General features: G+C 47.6%; 10 protein-coding genes. 8 read left to right on the top strand and 2 right to left on the bottom strand.

Annotated features, from left to right (window positions below; translation table 11 throughout):
* The first annotated feature begins 12 nt into the window (after positions 1-12).
* From EZE20_RS19145 to EZE20_RS19135, 3 genes are all read left to right on the top strand, one after another.
* Positions 13-1,722: a PHP domain-containing protein gene (locus tag EZE20_RS19145; protein WP_132120694.1), complete on the top strand. Its 1,710-nt coding sequence runs from the start codon at positions 13-15 to the stop codon at positions 1,720-1,722.
* 250 nt (positions 1,723-1,972) lie between these two features.
* Positions 1,973-4,387 carry a TonB-dependent receptor gene (locus EZE20_RS19140; RefSeq protein ID WP_132120692.1) on the top strand — a complete coding sequence of 805 codons (2,415 nt, stop codon included), beginning with the start codon at positions 1,973-1,975 and terminating at the stop codon, positions 4,385-4,387.
* A 66-nt stretch (positions 4,388-4,453) separates the two neighbouring features.
* Positions 4,454-5,536: a DUF4249 domain-containing protein gene (locus tag EZE20_RS19135; protein ID WP_165933527.1), complete on the top strand. Its 1,083-nt coding sequence runs from the start codon at positions 4,454-4,456 to the stop codon at positions 5,534-5,536.
* Here the strand turns inward: EZE20_RS19135 and EZE20_RS19130 are convergent.
* On the bottom strand, positions 5,533-6,423 hold the full coding sequence (locus EZE20_RS19130) for a sterol desaturase family protein (RefSeq protein ID WP_132120688.1): 891 nt from the start codon (positions 6,421-6,423) through the stop codon (positions 5,533-5,535). The genes EZE20_RS19135 and EZE20_RS19130 overlap by 4 nt on opposite strands.
* Positions 6,424-6,548: 125 nt before the next feature.
* Between EZE20_RS19130 and EZE20_RS19125 the strand changes: the two genes are divergently transcribed.
* Positions 6,549-7,184 (top strand): ABC transporter ATP-binding protein, encoded by a 636-nt coding sequence (locus EZE20_RS19125; protein WP_132120686.1) that lies wholly within the window; start codon positions 6,549-6,551, stop codon positions 7,182-7,184.
* The gene (locus EZE20_RS19120; protein ID WP_132120684.1) at positions 7,181-8,248 is read left to right on the top strand and encodes a hypothetical protein; all 1,068 of its coding nucleotides are present in this window, start codon (positions 7,181-7,183) and stop codon (positions 8,246-8,248) included. The genes EZE20_RS19125 and EZE20_RS19120 overlap by 4 nt, the downstream gene beginning before the upstream one ends.
* A gap of 55 nt (positions 8,249-8,303) precedes the next feature.
* Here EZE20_RS19120 and EZE20_RS19115 read toward each other — a convergent pair whose 3' ends face one another.
* The gene (locus tag EZE20_RS19115; protein WP_132120682.1) at positions 8,304-9,017 is read right to left on the bottom strand and encodes an SDR family oxidoreductase; all 714 of its coding nucleotides are present in this window, start codon (positions 9,015-9,017) and stop codon (positions 8,304-8,306) included.
* A 536-nt stretch (positions 9,018-9,553) separates the two neighbouring features.
* On the opposite strand from EZE20_RS19115, the gene EZE20_RS19110 reads away from it, so the two are divergent.
* From EZE20_RS19110 to EZE20_RS19100, 3 genes are all read left to right on the top strand, one after another.
* Complete coding sequence (locus EZE20_RS19110; RefSeq protein ID WP_132120680.1) at positions 9,554-12,979, top strand: transglutaminase family protein; 3,426 nt, start codon at positions 9,554-9,556, stop codon at positions 12,977-12,979.
* Positions 12,980-13,092: 113 nt separating this feature from the next.
* On the top strand, positions 13,093-15,663 hold the full coding sequence (locus tag EZE20_RS19105) for a circularly permuted type 2 ATP-grasp protein (protein ID WP_132120678.1): 2,571 nt from the start codon (positions 13,093-13,095) through the stop codon (positions 15,661-15,663).
* Positions 15,653-16,534: a transglutaminase family protein gene (locus tag EZE20_RS19100; protein WP_132120677.1), complete on the top strand. Its 882-nt coding sequence runs from the start codon at positions 15,653-15,655 to the stop codon at positions 16,532-16,534. Before EZE20_RS19105 ends, EZE20_RS19100 begins: the two co-directional genes overlap by 11 nt.
* The last annotated feature ends 925 nt before the right edge of the window (positions 16,535-17,459 follow it).

Below are 17,459 nucleotides of genomic sequence, written 5' to 3'. Positions count from 1 at the left end.
ACCCGAAATCGCATGACTAATTCTGAAATTATAGATACGCTTGAACTGACCGCCCGCCTGCTGGAACTGCACGGAGCTGATTCTTTTAAAGTGCGGGCGTATGGAGTAGCCGCTTTTAATCTGGATAAATTGGTAAATCAACAGATCGCCGAACTTGCGTTCGGCGATCTTGTTGCTTTACAGGGTGTTGGTAAAAAAGTAGCCGAAAAAATACGAGAACTGGTAGAAAAAGGATCGATTCAGGAATTGAATGACCTGCTGGCACAAACCCCTCCCGGCGTGCTGGAAATGTTTCAGGTCAAGGGAATTGGCCCCAAGAAAATTGCCGTTTTGTGGCGGGAGTTGGGCATTGAATCCCTGCACGAACTCGAAATTGCGTGCCAAAATGGTAGCATTGCGGCCCTGAAAGGTTTTGGAGGAAGTACACAGCAGAAGATTCTGGATTCGCTGGCATTTATGCGGAGTCAGGCCGGAAAATTGCGAATGGATAAGGCCGAAATGCTGGGGACACAGCTCCTCGAATCACTCGAAAAGTACTTTGACCGAATAGAAATAGCCGGACAACTTCGCCGCAAAACTGAAACCGTTGATACCTTACTTTTGCTGATTGCCCACGACTCACCCGTGGCTGTACAGGCTACGTTGGCTACACTTGATTTTCTGATTCAGGACAAAAAGAACTCAACGCCCTTTGTGTGGAGGGGCAAAATGGCGGATCACGAAATTGCGGTAGAACTAGCCTGCGTGCCCCCGCTGCGCATGGAAGCCGAGCGGTTTTTACAAAGCAGTGCCGAAGCTCACCTCGCCCTGACAAACGCCGAAGGGCGCTCGCTTCTGCAAATAGCCCGAACGGAGCCCATTGATATTGAGGAAGATATTTATAAAAAAGCCGGATTCCCATTCATCGTCCCTGAAATGAGAGAAGGGCATAATGAACTCGAATGGGCACAAAAATATACTACCGATGCGCTCGTAACCTGGCAGGATCTCAAAGGAATTCTACACAATCACAGCACCTATTCGGATGGTCAGCATAGTCTCAAACAAATGGCGGATTTTTGCCGCGAGCTGGGCTTCGAGTATCTGGGCATTGCCGACCACTCCCAAACTGCCGCCTATGCCAATGGACTAAAAGCAGAAAGAGTTCTGGAACAGCAAAGGGAAATTGAGCAGCTAAATGCTGCCTACGCACAGGATTCTTCCACCAAACCATTCAAAATTCTGAAAGGGATTGAATCGGATATTTTGGGTGACGGCTCGCTGGATTATCCGGCTGAGATTTTATCAACGTTCGATTACGTGGTGGCATCTGTACACAGCAACCTGAGCATGACGCTGGAAAAAGCGACCACACGATTGCTGCGTGCCATCGAAAATCCCTATACAACGATTCTGGGACACCCCACAGGCCGACTTTTGCTTTCTCGGGACGGCTATCCAATTGATCATCGGGTGATTATTGATGCCTGTGCGGCTCATGGTGTGGTGATCGAAATCAATGCGAGCCCCTGGCGCCTGGATCTGGATTGGCGCTGGATTCGATATTGCCTCGAAAAAGGGGTTCAGCTTAGCATCAATCCCGATGCGCACGAAATGGACGGATACTATGATATGCACTACGGCGTAGCGGTTGCCCGAAAAGGCGGTCTTCCCAAAACCATGACTTTTAATGCCCTGTCATTACAGGAAATGGAGGCATATCTTGCCAAAAGGCGCATATAATTGACAGATTAATCTTCCGAAAATTGCGAAAACCCAGCCCTGAAAGGGCGAAATCCACTAGCAGAGGGTATCGCCCTGTGTAAGGAAACGAAGGAATAAAAAGAATCAAAACCCAGCCCTGAAAGGGCGAAATCCACTAGCACAGGGTGCAGCCCTGTGAATGTGAACGTGTTGTAATAAATCAGAAAATAGTAGAAACCAGTTAACACAATCTTGTAAAAGAAACTTTAATACACCTAAACAATAGCCTATGCGTTGGATCTTTCCTCTGATTATTTTAATGGGTTTTCAGCTCGCTGTACAGGCACAGGGGACCGACGCTGCCGGACTTTTTGGGAATGTAACAAATGCCGCAACCGGCGAAAAAATGAGCGGCGTATCGGTGTTTGCCATGGAAACACGCCGGGGTGCACAAAGCGATAAAAACGGATTTTATTTCATGGCGTTAAAAGCCGGAAAACACACCATAAAATTCAGTTCAATTGGTTTCAAGCCGCTCTTTAAAGAGATAGAATTACCTGTGGGCCAAATGAGCCTGGAAGTTCAGCTTGAAGAAGACACCAAATTTCTGGATGAAGTGACCGTCACGACCGGAAAGCCCGAAGAAAATGTGCAGAAGGTAGAAATCGGCGCTTCGAGACTGAATATTCGCAGCATCCAAAAAATCCCGGCCTTCATGGGCGAAGTCGACGTGATGCGCAGCCTGCTGATGCTGCCCGGCGTGACGACGGTAGGAGAGGGCACTACGGGTATCAATGTACGTGGCGGGAGCATTGACCAAAACCTGGTGCTGATGGACGACGCCCCGATTTTTAATACCTCGCACCTGTTTGGTTTCTTTTCGGTTTTTAATCAGGACGCCGTGCGGGATGTGACCCTGCAACGCGGAGGCGTACCTGCTCAATATGGCGGGCGGGCCTCGTCTGTGCTGGACGTTCGGTTGAAATACCCCAATTCTGAAAAATTCTCTGGCAGCGGAGGCATTGGCCTGGTGTCGAGCCGCCTGACTCTTGAAGGACCCGTAGTTTCCCGAAAACTTTCTACGCTTATTGCCGCTAGAGCTTCATTTAATGATTTTCTATTCAAAATCGGCCCGATTCCGTTACGAGGAACGAAGGCCAATTTTTATGATATTACCAACAAATGGTACTGGATCATCAATGATCGCCACGAGTTGACGTTTACAGGCTATGTCAGCAATGATACTTTCAAAATTCCATCCGATTCTTTGTCAACCGTGGATGTCAACGCCTCTTCTTCTTTGTTTGGATACAGCACCACAAGCGGAACTTTGCGCTGGCAATTTGATGTGCGAGACAAGGTAGTCTGGGAGGCAGCGGCGGTTTTGTCGCGCTACCGGGCCACTACCACCGTGCCGGACTCGGCCAATGCCCTGGATTTGGTGTCATCCGTGTTGTACCAAAATATCAAAGTACAGTATAGCAACAAAACCAACGACCGACATCAGTGGATGGCTGGGGGTGGAATCATTGGCTATGGCATTGCGCCCAATACCCTCACTCCCGGACCGTTTTCTAACGTGCAGGCGCTTGATATTGAACGTGAAAAATCAATTGAAGCCGCTGCTTATGTGGAAGATGAGTGGAAACTGTCACAGAAAGTGTCGGTTGTATTGGGCTTGCGTTATTCGTTGTTTATGCGTCTTGGTCCCGCTTCTTTTTACCAATATGCCCCAAATCAGCCGTTGGCCGAAGATGTGATTACTGAAACGGAAGTCTACCAAAACGGGGATGTCATTCAAACCTATGGCGGATTGGAACCCCGGGCGGCGTTGCGATGGGCGCTTAGTCCTGCCATGTCTGTCAAGATGGGCTACAACCGCATGCGGCAATACATTCACCTGATTTCCAATACAACCGCAGCTCTGCCGACCGCTCGCTGGACGAGCAGTAGCCCCTACATTCGGCCCCAAATTGCGGATCAGGTTTCGCTGGGATTGTTTCGGAATCTCAAAAATAATCGTTTTGAAACCTCTGCCGAAGTATATTACAAGCAACTTCAAAACGTGCTGGATTATAAGGATGGTGCAGATATTGTGCTGAATCCCGCACTCGAAACCGCTGTCTTACAGGGCGATGGCCGTGCCTACGGGCTGGAATTGATGGCTAAGAAAAACACCGGATTCTGGACTGGATGGGTGAGTTACACGTATGCGCGTACGTTTCTGCAAATGAACGGAGCCTTCCCCGAAGAACGCATCAACAACGGAAACTGGTACCCGGCCAATTTTGATCGGCCGCATACGCTCAATACCATGGCAATTTTTCGCCCAAATCTGATGGTAACTTTGGCTTTTAACTTTACGCTAAGCAGCGGACGTCCGGCTACTTTTCCGTACGGGAGGTACACGCTGTTCGAACCGACCATTTTTGGGGCCAATGTACCCATTTATCTCAACAGAAATCAGGACCGTATTCCGGCTTACCACCGGCTTGACTTTTCCATCACCTTTGACCAAAATCCCGAACTACGACCCGACCGAAGGTGGAAAAGCAGCTGGGTTTTTTCGTTGTATAATGTATATGCCCGCAAAAATGCCTTTTCAGTATTTTACAGCCTGCGTCCTTATGCCACAACCGAGGCCTACAAGCTCTCTATCTTCGCCTCAATTTTTCCTTCTTTGACCTATAATTTTAAGTTTTAAATAAAAAATAGAAGAAAAACCAAGCCTAAGAATCTGGCTGCGTTGACTATATATCTTGAATCTATCGTGAAAAAAATAAATAAATTATTCTCACCTGTTTTTGTCAAAGCCCTGACGTGGAGCTTGTTGGCGCTCGTTAGTTGCATTACACCTTTTGAACCCGACTTTAAAGAACAGCCCGATGCCGTGGTTGTGCAGGGTTTTATTTCCAATGAGCCCGGACCCTACACAATTCAGCTCGTGCGGCCCGCCAACTACTCATTTGCCGGATATAGTATTGGTATAAAGAACGCCGTGGTTTACATAACCGACGATGCCGGAAATCGGGAAAATCTGCTGGAAGTGCCCGAATCGGGTTTGTATAAAACCCAAAATCTGCAAGGAGAAACGGGGCGCACGTATCAGCTACATATGGAGATTGATGGAAAAAAATATGAATCAAAGCCCGAATTAATTCGGGATGCGGGCGAAATTGACCGTGTTTACGACGAACCTTTTCAGGAAATTGACGCACTCTCCAATCAAAGTCGTTTGGGTGGTTGGAATGTCTACATTGATACGAAAGATCCGATTGAAAATGGAAATTATTACCGTTGGAATTTCCTGCATTATAAACTTGTCGGAACCTGCGGCTCCATCAACGACCGCTTCGGGAATCCCCTCTACCGTGTTTCGTGTTGCGGCGATTGCTGGGACATTATTCGATGTACAGGCGTGAATTGCATCAATGTGGCCAACGATGCGCTCATCAATGGTAAACAGATTTCACGGAAACAGGTCGGAACGGTGCCCGTCGGTTGTCGCGACCGGTACTATCTGGAAGTAGAGCAGCAGGCCCTTTCGCGGGACTCGTACGTATTCTGGAAAACCGTTCGTCAGCTTTTGCAAAACACCGGCGGCGTTTTTGACGTAGCTCCTTCGGCAGTGCCCGGAAATATAACCTGCCTGAGCGATCCTGATGAGCAGGTACTTGGATTTTTTAGTGCGGTGGGTATTTCCCGCAAAGCGCACGTAGTGGACCGCCGCAATTCAGAAATTGTGAACTGCCCGCCCGATCTACCCGATGTGCCCGGCTTTCCTGCTCCCTGCACCACCTGCGTACAAAGCTTATATAGAACTCCACAAAAACCGCTTTACTGGAATTTTTAAGCGCTTGTTGCCTGCTTTTTTTCGGATGAAATAGATGAAGAAAAGGATTCTTCCGAAAACTTACTTCCTACCGGCGGACGATAAGCCTGAAACGGGATTTTGAGTAAATTTCCAAGATTGGTATTTTCTTCTGCTTCCAGATGCGTATCAATGCCGTATACAAGTTTGTGGCCCTCGTGTTGGGCAAAAGTACCAAAGAGCCGGTCCCAGATAGAGAAGATGTTCCCGTAATTGGTATCTGTGTACGGCTGCACGTAATGATGATGCACGTGGTGCATGTTGGGCGTTACCAAAAACCAGCTTAGAATCGAATCCACTGATTTGGGAAGTTCTATGTTGGCATGATTAAACTGCGAAAGTGCAACTGATAAAGCCTGATACAAAAATACCATCCACATAGGTGCGCCAACAAGTACCACAGCGGCAGTTGTAAATACGAACCGAAAAACGCTCTCGCCCGGATGATGGCGGTTTGCCGTAGTAGTATCAACCTGTGTATCTGAATGATGGATCAAATGAAACCGCCACATCCACTTCACTTTATGCTCGGTCCAATGAACAAACCACGCACCAATCAAATCAAGAAGCAAAAGGCCCGTCAGAGCGAAGGCCCACAGCGGGAGCGTGGGCAACCATTCCAGAATCCCAAAACTGTTTTGAACGGCCCAATCGCTGGCTTTTACCAAAATAAACGCCATTGCAAAATTGATGATGATGGTCGTAAGGGTAAAGAAGATATTGAGTCCTGCGTGTTTCCATTTGTTGTATCGGAACCGAAATAGCGGCGCTGCGCTTTCAATGAGCCAAAAGAGGGTGATGCCTCCTACCAAAATAGCGCTGCGATGGCTGGATGGGATCGTTTCAAAGTACGTGATAAGGCGTTCCATGACTGAACAGATTTGGGTTTTTATTTGTACAAATCTACTATTTTTTAAAATTAATTGCAGATTGTTTTTCTCTCACTGAAAAATTGAACTACTTTGTATATCAGTTATTTATATATGCAAATTCGGTGAAACTTGCACTTACAGCGCTAAACAAAAGCTATGGTAGTCATGCCGTTTTGGCCATTGATACCTGGCAGATTCCTGCGGGCATATTCTGGATTCAGGGGGAGAATGGGGCCGGAAAATCTACCCTTTTTCGAATTTTGGCGGGCATGCTCCCGTTTGAAGGAACGGTCGTGCTGGACGATTCCATTGACCAGAAAAAACAGCCGATTTTGTACCGGTTGCGCGTAAATATTGGCGAAGCCGAACCGCTCTATCCTTCGTTTCTTACGCCTGCTGACCTTTTGCATTTTGTAGCAGAGGCAAAAAAGAGTCCGCCCGGTCAACTGGAAGAACTCGTTCAGGCACTGGGAATTAACTTCCTGAGCCAGCCTTTGGGTGCCTGTTCAAGTGGTATGGTCAAGAAAACGTCGCTTGCGCTCGCTTTTCTGGGACAGCCCGGCCTGATTATCCTGGACGAACCACTCATAACCATTGATCAGGAGGCCCGAAGTGCACTTTTTTTGCTCATCAAAAAGTACCACAGCCGCGGCGTCTCGTTCTTACTATCGTCCCACCAACCCTTTGATCCGGCGGATCTACCGCTGTCTGGTGGCTTTTTACTTCAAAACCGAACGTTGGTTCCTCTCCCGGTATGAAGGTGCTGTTACTATCCACTGTACGGGAATATTACCGACAGCACGCAGGCCTTTTTCTGGTCATACTTTTTGTGCTTTTTGGATTTCTTTCCAGCCGTGAGCACTATGCATTTGCGCTTTTCTTTTTAAAAGATCCCAACGGCATGACCTACCTGCTCGGCCTTTGGTTGTTGTATTCTTTTTTTGCAGGATATTACGTACAACAGCTATGGACACAAGCCCGCTACCTGTTCATCTATCACCTTCGACTATTACCTGCAAAAATACTTTTATGGAGGTTGTCTGTTATGGCATTTGGGTTGCATCTTCCGCTTATTTTGTATGCCTTTTATCTTACCCTGATCAGTATTCAGGAAAAAATACTGAATGCTACCTTGCCGCTTTCATTTTTCTTGTTTGGGCTAAATGCATTGCTGGTTTTGCTGGCGGTGTGGCGTCTCCGGAATCCGGGAGCACATGCTCAAAAAAGTCGGGCAGGCGGGTTTTTACCATTCCCAAGACCCAAAAACTGGATTTTCTGGACACTCGAATGGCTGCTACGGGAGCGTGGAATAACTGTGCTGATTTCCAAAACAGGAGTTTTTCTGGCGATGACCGCCGCTTTGGTATACGACAGCACAGGCACTTACGATTTGCGGCTTCCGGCGGTGGGATTTACCCTGGCGTATTTGCTCAATTGCGGCCTTTTGTACGAAATATATCACTGGAATTACGAAATCTGGCGGTGGACCCGTAACCTGCCACGCTCGGCCAATCGTCGATTGATTGAAATGCTGGTGGTAAGTATGCTGTGCCTTTTGCCCGAAACCCTGTTGATCTATCGCTATGGTACACGTTTTTCAGGAATGGACATTCTGCAACTCAACCTCCTGGGCGTTGGCTGCGTAGTGCTCTACTACGTGCAACTCTACCGCAAAGCTGTTTTATTTGAAACTAGTATTTATCCTGTTTTTGCAGGATTCATTGTGCTAACGCTGGCGATTTTGTACCATATTCCACTAGCACTTTTGGCGGCAGGATTATTAGTTGCCGCCTGGCTTGGGTGGCATCGCTGGCGTGTGTGAAACAAAAAAAGCCCTGCTGAAACTTCGGCAAGGCTTAACAAAGTGATATTCAAAATTATTTACCCGGCATCGAAGGCCGAACTTCTACCTTACTCGGCAGCGTACGGGCAGGCATTTTGATCAAATCTGAAACCAATTGTCCAATATCTTCGGGCTGAATTTTCCAGGCATCCTTTTCGTCCGGCGTATGGCCTCCAAAATAAGTAGCGACGGAGCCGGGCATAATGGTAGTTACCTTGATGCCCTCCTGCCGCACGTCCATCATCATGGCTTGCGAAAACCCGACGAGGCCAAATTTACTGGCGTTGTAGGCAGATCCCTTCGGGAAAAAGTTGGTTCCGGCAAGACTGGCGATAGTAATGAAATATCCTTTGGTTTCTTTGAGCGCAGGCAAAGCCGCCTTGGCGCTATAAAAAACTCCGGTTAAATTAATATCAATGGTATCGTTCCACTCTTCCTCAGTCATCTCCTGAATCGTAGCAAAGTGGCCCACACCGGCGTTGGCAATAAAATAATCCAAACGCCCCCAGGCCCCTAGAACGGTTGCAACGGCTTCTTTTTGAGAAGAAAGCTGTCGCACGTCCGACACAATTCCCAACGCAAAACCTTCACGAATAGCGTTTAAAGCCGCTGCTGCTTCTTCAACCTGTTCTTCGGTACGGGCCGTGATAGCTACCTTAATTCCTTCCTTAATCAATACCTCGGCGATGCCATATCCAATGCCTTTTGAGCCTCCGGTAATCAAGGCTGTTTTTTGTTCTGTACTCATTATAAATGTTAGTTAGATGAAATGGTAATGTAGAATACCCGTAGAAAAAACCTTTCCACTACTCCCCAAACAGACATTTGGAAGCGATAGTTTATTGAAAATATTAAAACCAACCCAATCCCATCCCTGCAAGGGCGAAATCCATGAGCACAGGGTGCAGCCCTGTTGACCAATGGGAATACGAGAAATGACAAAACCAATCCCAGCCCTGAAAGGGCGAAATCCACTAGCACAGGGTGCAGCCCTGTTGACCAATAGGAAAAACGAGAAATGACAAAACCAATCCCATCCCTGCAAGGGCGAAATCCATCAGCACAGGGTGCAGCCCTGTTGACCAATAGGAAATACGAGAAATGACAAAACCAATCCCATCCCTGCAAGGGCGAAATCCATGAGCACAGGGTGCAGCCCTGTGAAACGTGAAAATGTTGAAACCGTTTTTTTATTAACAATTAAAAGTTTTCTTTTGAAAAACGAATGACGTAGAATATTTTGCAACTCTCTGTTTTGACCAAATAAATTATAATTATATCATTATGTCAATAAAAATTGCTATTTCTCATAAAACCGCCTACACCTTCGATCGGTTTGTGAACCTCACCCCCCACATTTTTCGATTGCGTCCTGCGCCTCATTCCCGAACACCAATTGAAGGCTATACCTTCAAAATTTTTCCCGAAAATCATTTCATCAACTGGCAGCAGGATCCTTTCGGGAACTATCAGGCGCGGGTAGTTTTTCCTGAAAAAACCAACGAATTACGCATAGAAGTGGAAGTGATTGCCCAAATGAAGGTGATCAATCCCTTTGATTTTTTTGTGGAAGAATATGCCGAAGAATACCCATTTAGCTACGATGCCCAATTGCAGAAAGAGCTGGTGCCTTACCTTGAAAAAGAGGAAACAGGCCCCAAACTAGCCCATTGGCTGGCAAAACATGGCGGCGTTAATAAACTTAGAATTACGGATTTTCTGGTACGACTCAATCAGCAGCTCAATGCCGACATCAGCTATAATATCCGAATGGAGCCGGGCGTGCAGACCTGTGAAGATACACTCACCACCCTCAGCGGCTCGTGCCGGGACTCCGCCTGGCTACTGGTACAAATCCTTCGGAATCTGGGCATTGCCTCCCGTTTTGTGTCGGGCTATCTGGTGCAGCTTACGCCCGATATAAAATCGCTCGACGGCCCGTCGGGACCTGAGCAGGACTTTACCGACCTGCACGCCTGGGCCGAAGCGTATGTACCCGGTGCCGGCTGGATTGGTCTGGATCCAACTTCCGGGCTTTTTGCCGGCGAGGGACATATTCCGCTCTGCTGCACACCGCATTATAGCAGCGCTGCGCCCGTAACGGGTGCCATGGATCGCTGTGAAGTAAGTTTTGATTTTGAAAATCGGGTGTTTCGCATTCTGGAAGATCCGCGCGTGACCAAGCCTTACACCGACGAGCAATGGCAGCAGGTAATGCAGGTAGGGCAAGTGGTTGAAAATGATTTGATTCGGGGCGATGTGCGCCTGACGATGGGCGGCGAGCCAACCTTTGTATCTATTGATGATTTTGAATCGGCGGAGTGGAATTCGGTAGCCGATGGAGCCTTGAAACGGAAGCTTTCCTACGACCTGGCTCTGCGGCTCAAAAACCGTTTTGCCTTCGGTGGCCTGCTGCATTTTGGACAGGGAAAGTGGTACCCCGGTGAGCCATTTCCGCGCTGGCAGTATGCGCTATACTGGCGCAACGATGGCAAATCGATTTGGAAAAACGATGCGCTGATTGCCAAAGAAACCGATAATGGATTCTCGCATGAGGATGCCAAACGGTTTTCGGATGAGTTGATGAAATATTTGAACGTAAACCCGGCGGCTCTGTCGGCAGTCTACGAAGACCCGCTCTATTGGGCGCTGGAAGAAGGTAAAATTCCCGTAAATCTGGATCCGCTTTCGGTAGATTTGTCGGATTCGGTAGAGCGACGTACACTGGCAAGCGTATTGGAACGAGGTCTCAACACGCCCGTTGGCTACGTGCTTCCGCTGCGATGGAATACGGAAAAAGACACCTGGCAGAGTCATCCCTGGGAGTTTCGGCGGGGGCATTGCTTCCTGATTCCGGGCAACTCACCCGTGGGTTTGCGTTTGCCGTTGGAGTCCATTCCGTTTGTGACCAAAGAAAAAACGCCACAGCCCATTGAACGCAGCTTGTTTGATGACCTGCCGGAACTAGGCAATTATGAACAAACGGTGAACGACCGCTACGAAGAGGAATTTTCGCATGACGAAGAAAAGCAACCGACACAGTCGTTGCCTTATGATTTGACCCGCTCTACGCCCAAAAAAGACAAGGAAGAAAAAACTCCTTTATTTGAAATAGAAACCATTCGGACAGCTATTTGTGTAGAAGTGCGGGATGGAATTTTGTACCTCTTCCTGCCGCCGCTTGATTACCTCGAACAATACCTCGACCTGATTGCGTCGATTGAGGCAACGGCAGAAAAATTGCAGATTCCCGTTCGGATTGAAGGCTACACACCACCGTCAGATTACCGTATGCAGAAACTGGTAGTTTCCCCGGATCCGGGTGTAATTGAAGTAAATATTCATCCCGCAAAATCGTGGCAGGAGATTGTCGACAACATGACAGCACTTTACGAAGAGGCGTTTTTGGCGCGGTTGGGCACCGAAAAGTTCATGGTCGATGGCCGGCATACGGGTACGGGCGGAGGGAACCACGTGACAATTGGCGGGGCCACACCAGCCGATAGCCCGGTTCTGCGCCGGCCGGATTTGCTCCGAAGTTTGATTACTTACTGGCAGCATCACCCGGCTTTGAGTTACCTTTTTGCGGGTTCGTTTATCGGGCCCACGAGTCAGGCGCCACGCATCGACGAGGGACGCGACGAGCGGTTGTATGAAGTAGAAATTGCCTTTGACCAAATACCGGAATCGGGTGAAGTACCATTCTGGATGACGGACCGAATTTTTAGAAATCTTCTGGTAGATATCACCGGAAATACCCACCGGGCAGAATTTTGTATTGATAAACTTTACTCGCCCGATTCGTCTACCGGACGGCTGGGGATTTTAGAATTCAGGGCTTTTGATATGCCCCCGCACAAACACATGAACCTGGTACAAAACCTGCTCGTGCGGGCGTTGGTGGCTAAGTTCTGGAAAGAACCTTATAAGAAAAAGCTAATTCGCTGGGGCACAGAGCTTCACGACCGTTTTTTGCTGCCGCATTTTGCCTACCTCGACATGATTGACGTGGTCAACGATCTTAAAGCGGCGGGTTATAACTTCGATATTTCGTGGTTTGATCCTTTCTTTGAATTCCGCTTTCCGCACTATGGCACTATTCAGGTAGACAGCATGCAGCTCGAAATCCGGCTGGGAATTGAACCCTGGCACGTATTGGGAGAAGAGTTGGCCAATAGCGGCACGGCCCGCTTCGTGGACTCGTCGCTCGAACGTTTGCAGGTAAAACTGACCGGAATTGTACAGGATCGTCATATTCTCGTTTGTAACGGTTGCCGGGTGCCGCTTCGCAGTACGGGCATCAAAGGCGAGTTTGTGGCGGGTATTCGCTACAAAGCCTGGAATCCGCCATCGGCACTGCACCCGACAATCGGCGTAGACGCGCCGCTGGTATTTGATATTGTGGATACCTGGAACAATCGGGTACTGGGTGGCTGTACCTACTTTGTGTCTCATCCCGGAGGTCGTAGTTTTGATACGTATCCGGTAAATAGCTACGAAGCGGAGTCGCGTCGCATCAGTCGGTTCTGGAATTTTGGACATACGCCCTCGCAGCAGGATACGGTGCCGATTTCGGTAAAAACAACACCAACGATTTCACGGTTTGTAGCGGAGCACAAAAAGAATTTGAAGGCCGATACACCCATAAATCTGATCAATCCTGAATATCCGACGTTACTCGATCTTCGGCAGGCCTGGAAAAGTAAGTAATAACAAAACGGCGAAAATAACCGCAGCACGTAAGGAAGAAATGGTTTTTCCTACCTTTGAGAGAAAGTAAGACAGTACTGGAAAGACCTAAACCCTACATAAGCAACCTCACTATGATTCAGAAAAATTCCGTCGGATTGTTACAGGCTTATCGCCGCGAGCTTTATTCGTATGATGAAGTTGTGGATCGAAAGGGAGAACTCAAACCGCATTGGAATGTACTTTTTTCTGCGCTCGAAAAGTTGGGTTTGCGCGAACTGGGTGTACGAAATCAGGAAATTGTGGGTCGGCTTCAGGAAAATGGCGTGACCTACAGCGTCTATGAAGGTTCTGACGGCCTGAACCGCCCCTGGCAGCTGGACCCGATTCCGTTTTTGATTCATCAAACCGAATGGAAAGAAATCAGCCGTGGGCTGCAACAGCGTGCCGAACTGATGGATTTGATTCTGAAAGATTTGTACGGACCGCAAACTCTGATTCGGGACAAAGTGCTGCCGCCGGATCTGGTCTATCGCAATACCGGATTTTTACGCGCCTGTCATGATGTAAAACTTTCGGGTCAGCATCAGCTTATCAAATATGCCGTGGATATGGCGCGGGGCCCGGATGGACGCATGTGGGTGCTCGACAATCGTACGCAGGTGCCGTCGGGCTCGGGCTATGCGCTCGAAAACCGGACGGTCATGAGCAAAATTCTGCCCGATTTGGCCGAAAGTCTGTTTGTCAGACGACTATCGCCTTTTTTTAACACTACCCAAAGTACAATTGCAAAGGTTTTTGGGAAAGGAAAAGACGATTTAACAATCGTGTATTTAACTCCCGGCCCCAACAATGAAACGTATTTTGAACATGCGTATCTGGCTTCCTACCTCGGCTATATTCTGGCGCAGGGCGACGACCTGCTCGTGCGTGATGGCTATGTTTGGCTGAAATCCATTGAAGGACTTCGAAAAGTAGATGTCATAATCAGAAGGGTAGATGACGACTGGTGCGACCCGCTCGAACTTCGGGTTGAATCAAAACTTGGCGTGCCGGGATTGTTGCAGGCAATGCGGAGTGGTAAAGTAGCGGTGATTAATCCGCCCGGCTCAGGAATACTCGAAAACAACGCGCTCATGGCCTTCATGCACGCAGCCTGTCGGCATTTACTGCGGCAGGATCTGCTGCTGCCTTCCGTAGCTACCTGGTGGTGCGGGCAGGAGCGCGAGCAAAATTATGTATTGCAGAATCTGCATAAACTGATCATCAAAAAAGCGAATCGAGCAAGCCGATCTATCTATGGCAAGTCGCTTTCCAAAGATCAATTGGAGCAGCTAAAACGAGAAATTCAGGCCAATCCGGCAGATTTTGTGGCGCAGGAAGAAGTAAGTTTTTCAACGACACCTTCCTATGTCAATTCCCGCATCGAACCTCGTTTTGCCGCCTTGCGGGCCTTCGTGATTGGCACCGAAAATGGCTATCAGGTACTTTCCGGTGGCCTCACGAGGAGTTCGCCGGAACGCGACCGTTTTACTTTTTCCAATCAATATGGCGGTATTTCAAAAGATACCTGGATTGTAGGTGACGAGGTGGAGCCGGCGCAGGAAACACTTTCGGTCACGCTTTCTACTTCGCAGGGCCGCAAGCAAAGTTCATTGCCTAGTCGCAGTGCCGACAATTTATTTTGGGTGGGCCGCTACGGCGAACGCGTTTTATCAACGATTACATATATTCAGGTTTTGCTTAATAGCCTGAGTGTCAATCAAAATTATGGGGGTCCTGAACAAGCCGAACACCTGACGCTCATGCTACGCTCGCTTACTCACCTGACCCTTACGTATCCGGGTTTTGTAGACGAAGGTGAAGAAGAGCGGTTGCAGCATCCGTTGCTGGAAATCAGTGATCTGGTATTTAATGTCAATCGAATGGGCTCTATTGGCTCTTCGGTTGATTCTTTTTTGCGCGCCATCAAATCCGTCCGCGATCAGTGGACTCCCGAAGTTGGGCGGGCAATTGACCTCATTGAAGGGAGCCTTGCCAAGTTTCGCAGCATGGATCAACACGTAGCGGAACAGCGCATTGTTCAAAAAAATCTGGACAAGCTCTATACCCGCATGTTCACTTTCTACGGCGCGGTTTCCGAAACGATGGCGCGCGACAATGCCTTTTACCTGCTCGAATGTGGGAAACTCATGGAGCGTATTCTTTCGCGGGTTAGTGTGATTCGGTCAGGATTTGTGTTTAGAAATTCTGATTTTGTCGAAAATGAACTGCTGGAAGCTCTTTTGAATTACCATCATTTGCTCGGGAGATTTCGGACAAGTTACCGCTCGCAGCTGAGTTTGGTGGCCGTACTTGATATGGTTTTGTTGGATAAACATTCGCCTTATTCGTTGACGTATCAGTTTGATTTACTGATTGAATACCTGCATAAATTACCCTCACTGATTTCGGGGGAACGCCTCAATCCGGCCCAAAAGACGATTCTGGAAGCTGCTACTAAAATTCAGCTGGTTGATGTCACGCAACTTTGTCAGTATGACGCAGAAACGCTCTACCGGGCCGAATTGGATACGCTCATGGCCGATATTACCACGCTGGTACTTTCGGCTTCCGAAAATATTACCAATCTTTACTTTAACCACGTGGCGATTCAGCATTCGCTTTTTGTTGAGGCTAATCTGACCGGGAAGGATGAAATATAAATTAATACACCGGACGACCTACGAGTACCAGGTTTTTGTGAACGGCTACCACAGCCTTGCGTGTTTGTGTCCTAAAACGACCCCCACGCAGCTATGCAGCGCTTTTACGCTAACTATCACGCCCACGCCTGCCGAGCTCGTGCAGCGTACAGATTTTTTTGGAAATACCATTCACTATTTCTCCATTCAGCAGCCGCACAAAGAACTGCACGTGGTGGCTGAGAGTATCGTGGAAAATTTGCCGGCCCCTCCGCCTCTTCAAGGAAAACCGTCGGTGAGTTGCGCTGAGGCGCGAAGACTGTTAGAGGTGGATCAAAATCTGCGCAACGAGTTGTTACAATTCATGCTTCCGAGTCCGTTTATTCATTGGGAAAAAGAAATTCAAGCTTTTGCAAAAGATTCTTTTCCAGAAAACAGACCACTGTTTGAGGCTGTTCAGCATTTGTGTGCCAGGATTTTCCGGGAATTTGAATTTATGCCCGACGCAACCACGATTCATACGCCTATTTTATCGGTACTAAAAGACCGCAAAGGGGTTTGTCAGGATTTTTCGCACGTAGCGTTGGCAGCAATTCGCAGCATGGGTTTTGCGGCCCGCTATGTAAGCGGGTACCTGGAAACCAAGCCACCGCCCGGCGCCAAAAAGTTACAGGGTTCTGACGCGTCGCATGCCTGGATTTCGGCCTATGTGCCCGGCTTGGGTTGGTGCGATTTTGACCCGACAAACAACGTCATTCCTGGCCTGCGGCACATTACCACGGCCTGGGGTCGCGATTACAGCGACGTTCCGCCGCTCAAAGGAATTTTATTTAGTTCGGGAAAGCAGAAGTTAAAAGTAGCGGTTGATGTGCTGCCGCTCGAAGGGGAGTAGTGATTCTGGCTTTACAACAAAAATATTGACACTTTTTGTCCTTGTGATTCACATTCTGAAAATCAAAGCTAACTAAGCGACCATTTGGAATTTCCAAAGGGGCTTTCACATTATTGATAGGTGAGTAGATTTGTAAAGAAAGTATAAAGTTTAGGAATTTGTCAGGCTGAGCGAAGCGGCCGCCGCTGCGGTCGAAGCCAGTCTGCCGGCGGGCTTCGACCGCCAGGCGGCCCTGTTCGCTCAGCCTGACATTCAAAATTATTTACATTTCAATTCACTCATCATTAAGTGATGATTTTGACGAGCCTTTGGACGATCAAATTGTAAGGTAAGCCAATATTTAAGTTTTTGATTTGTAATTATACTTGAAAATAAAAAAAGCCATTCTTAAAGCAGCATATAGATAAATACAGCTCGCTATAATTGAAGGGAACTTTTCATTAGATCCACTTTCTATAAGAAGTTTCGCTACAAGGACGATACCAAAAAATATATCTAAATACTTAACTATTCTTCTTTCCATTTTGACTATTCAATAAGGATAGGCTTCTTTGACCAAGGATTGTGCATATTAGAAATACAATCGAATTGAATTTGTAGTTAGTCAGAGTTGTGTAGGTATAGTTGAAATATCTACTCAGGTATTTCGTATTTCTCTGTACAAAACAATAAATTTAGTTGTATTTCTATTCACAAGAATAAGATTAACTTTCACTACCTTTTTTAATAAAATAGTCTTTGGCTATTGGTATTGAAGACAATGTAGCCAATAATAAATAATCAAATGATCTAAAATCTAAATTGAAAATAAGCAACTTTGAAAGTAGATATATTAAAATTACAACGCCCGCAATAGTGAAAAGTTTATCGATGTGACTTGTTATCTTCATACAAATATTAATTGGCAATCAATGAGTTAAATAAA

The sequence above is a fragment of the Arundinibacter roseus genome, assembly GCF_004348825.1.
Classification (GTDB): Bacteria; Bacteroidota; Bacteroidia; order Cytophagales; family Spirosomataceae; genus Arundinibacter; species Arundinibacter roseus.
Note: the sequence above shows the minus strand (reverse complement) of the source record. Positions and strands in the feature narration are given on the sequence as shown.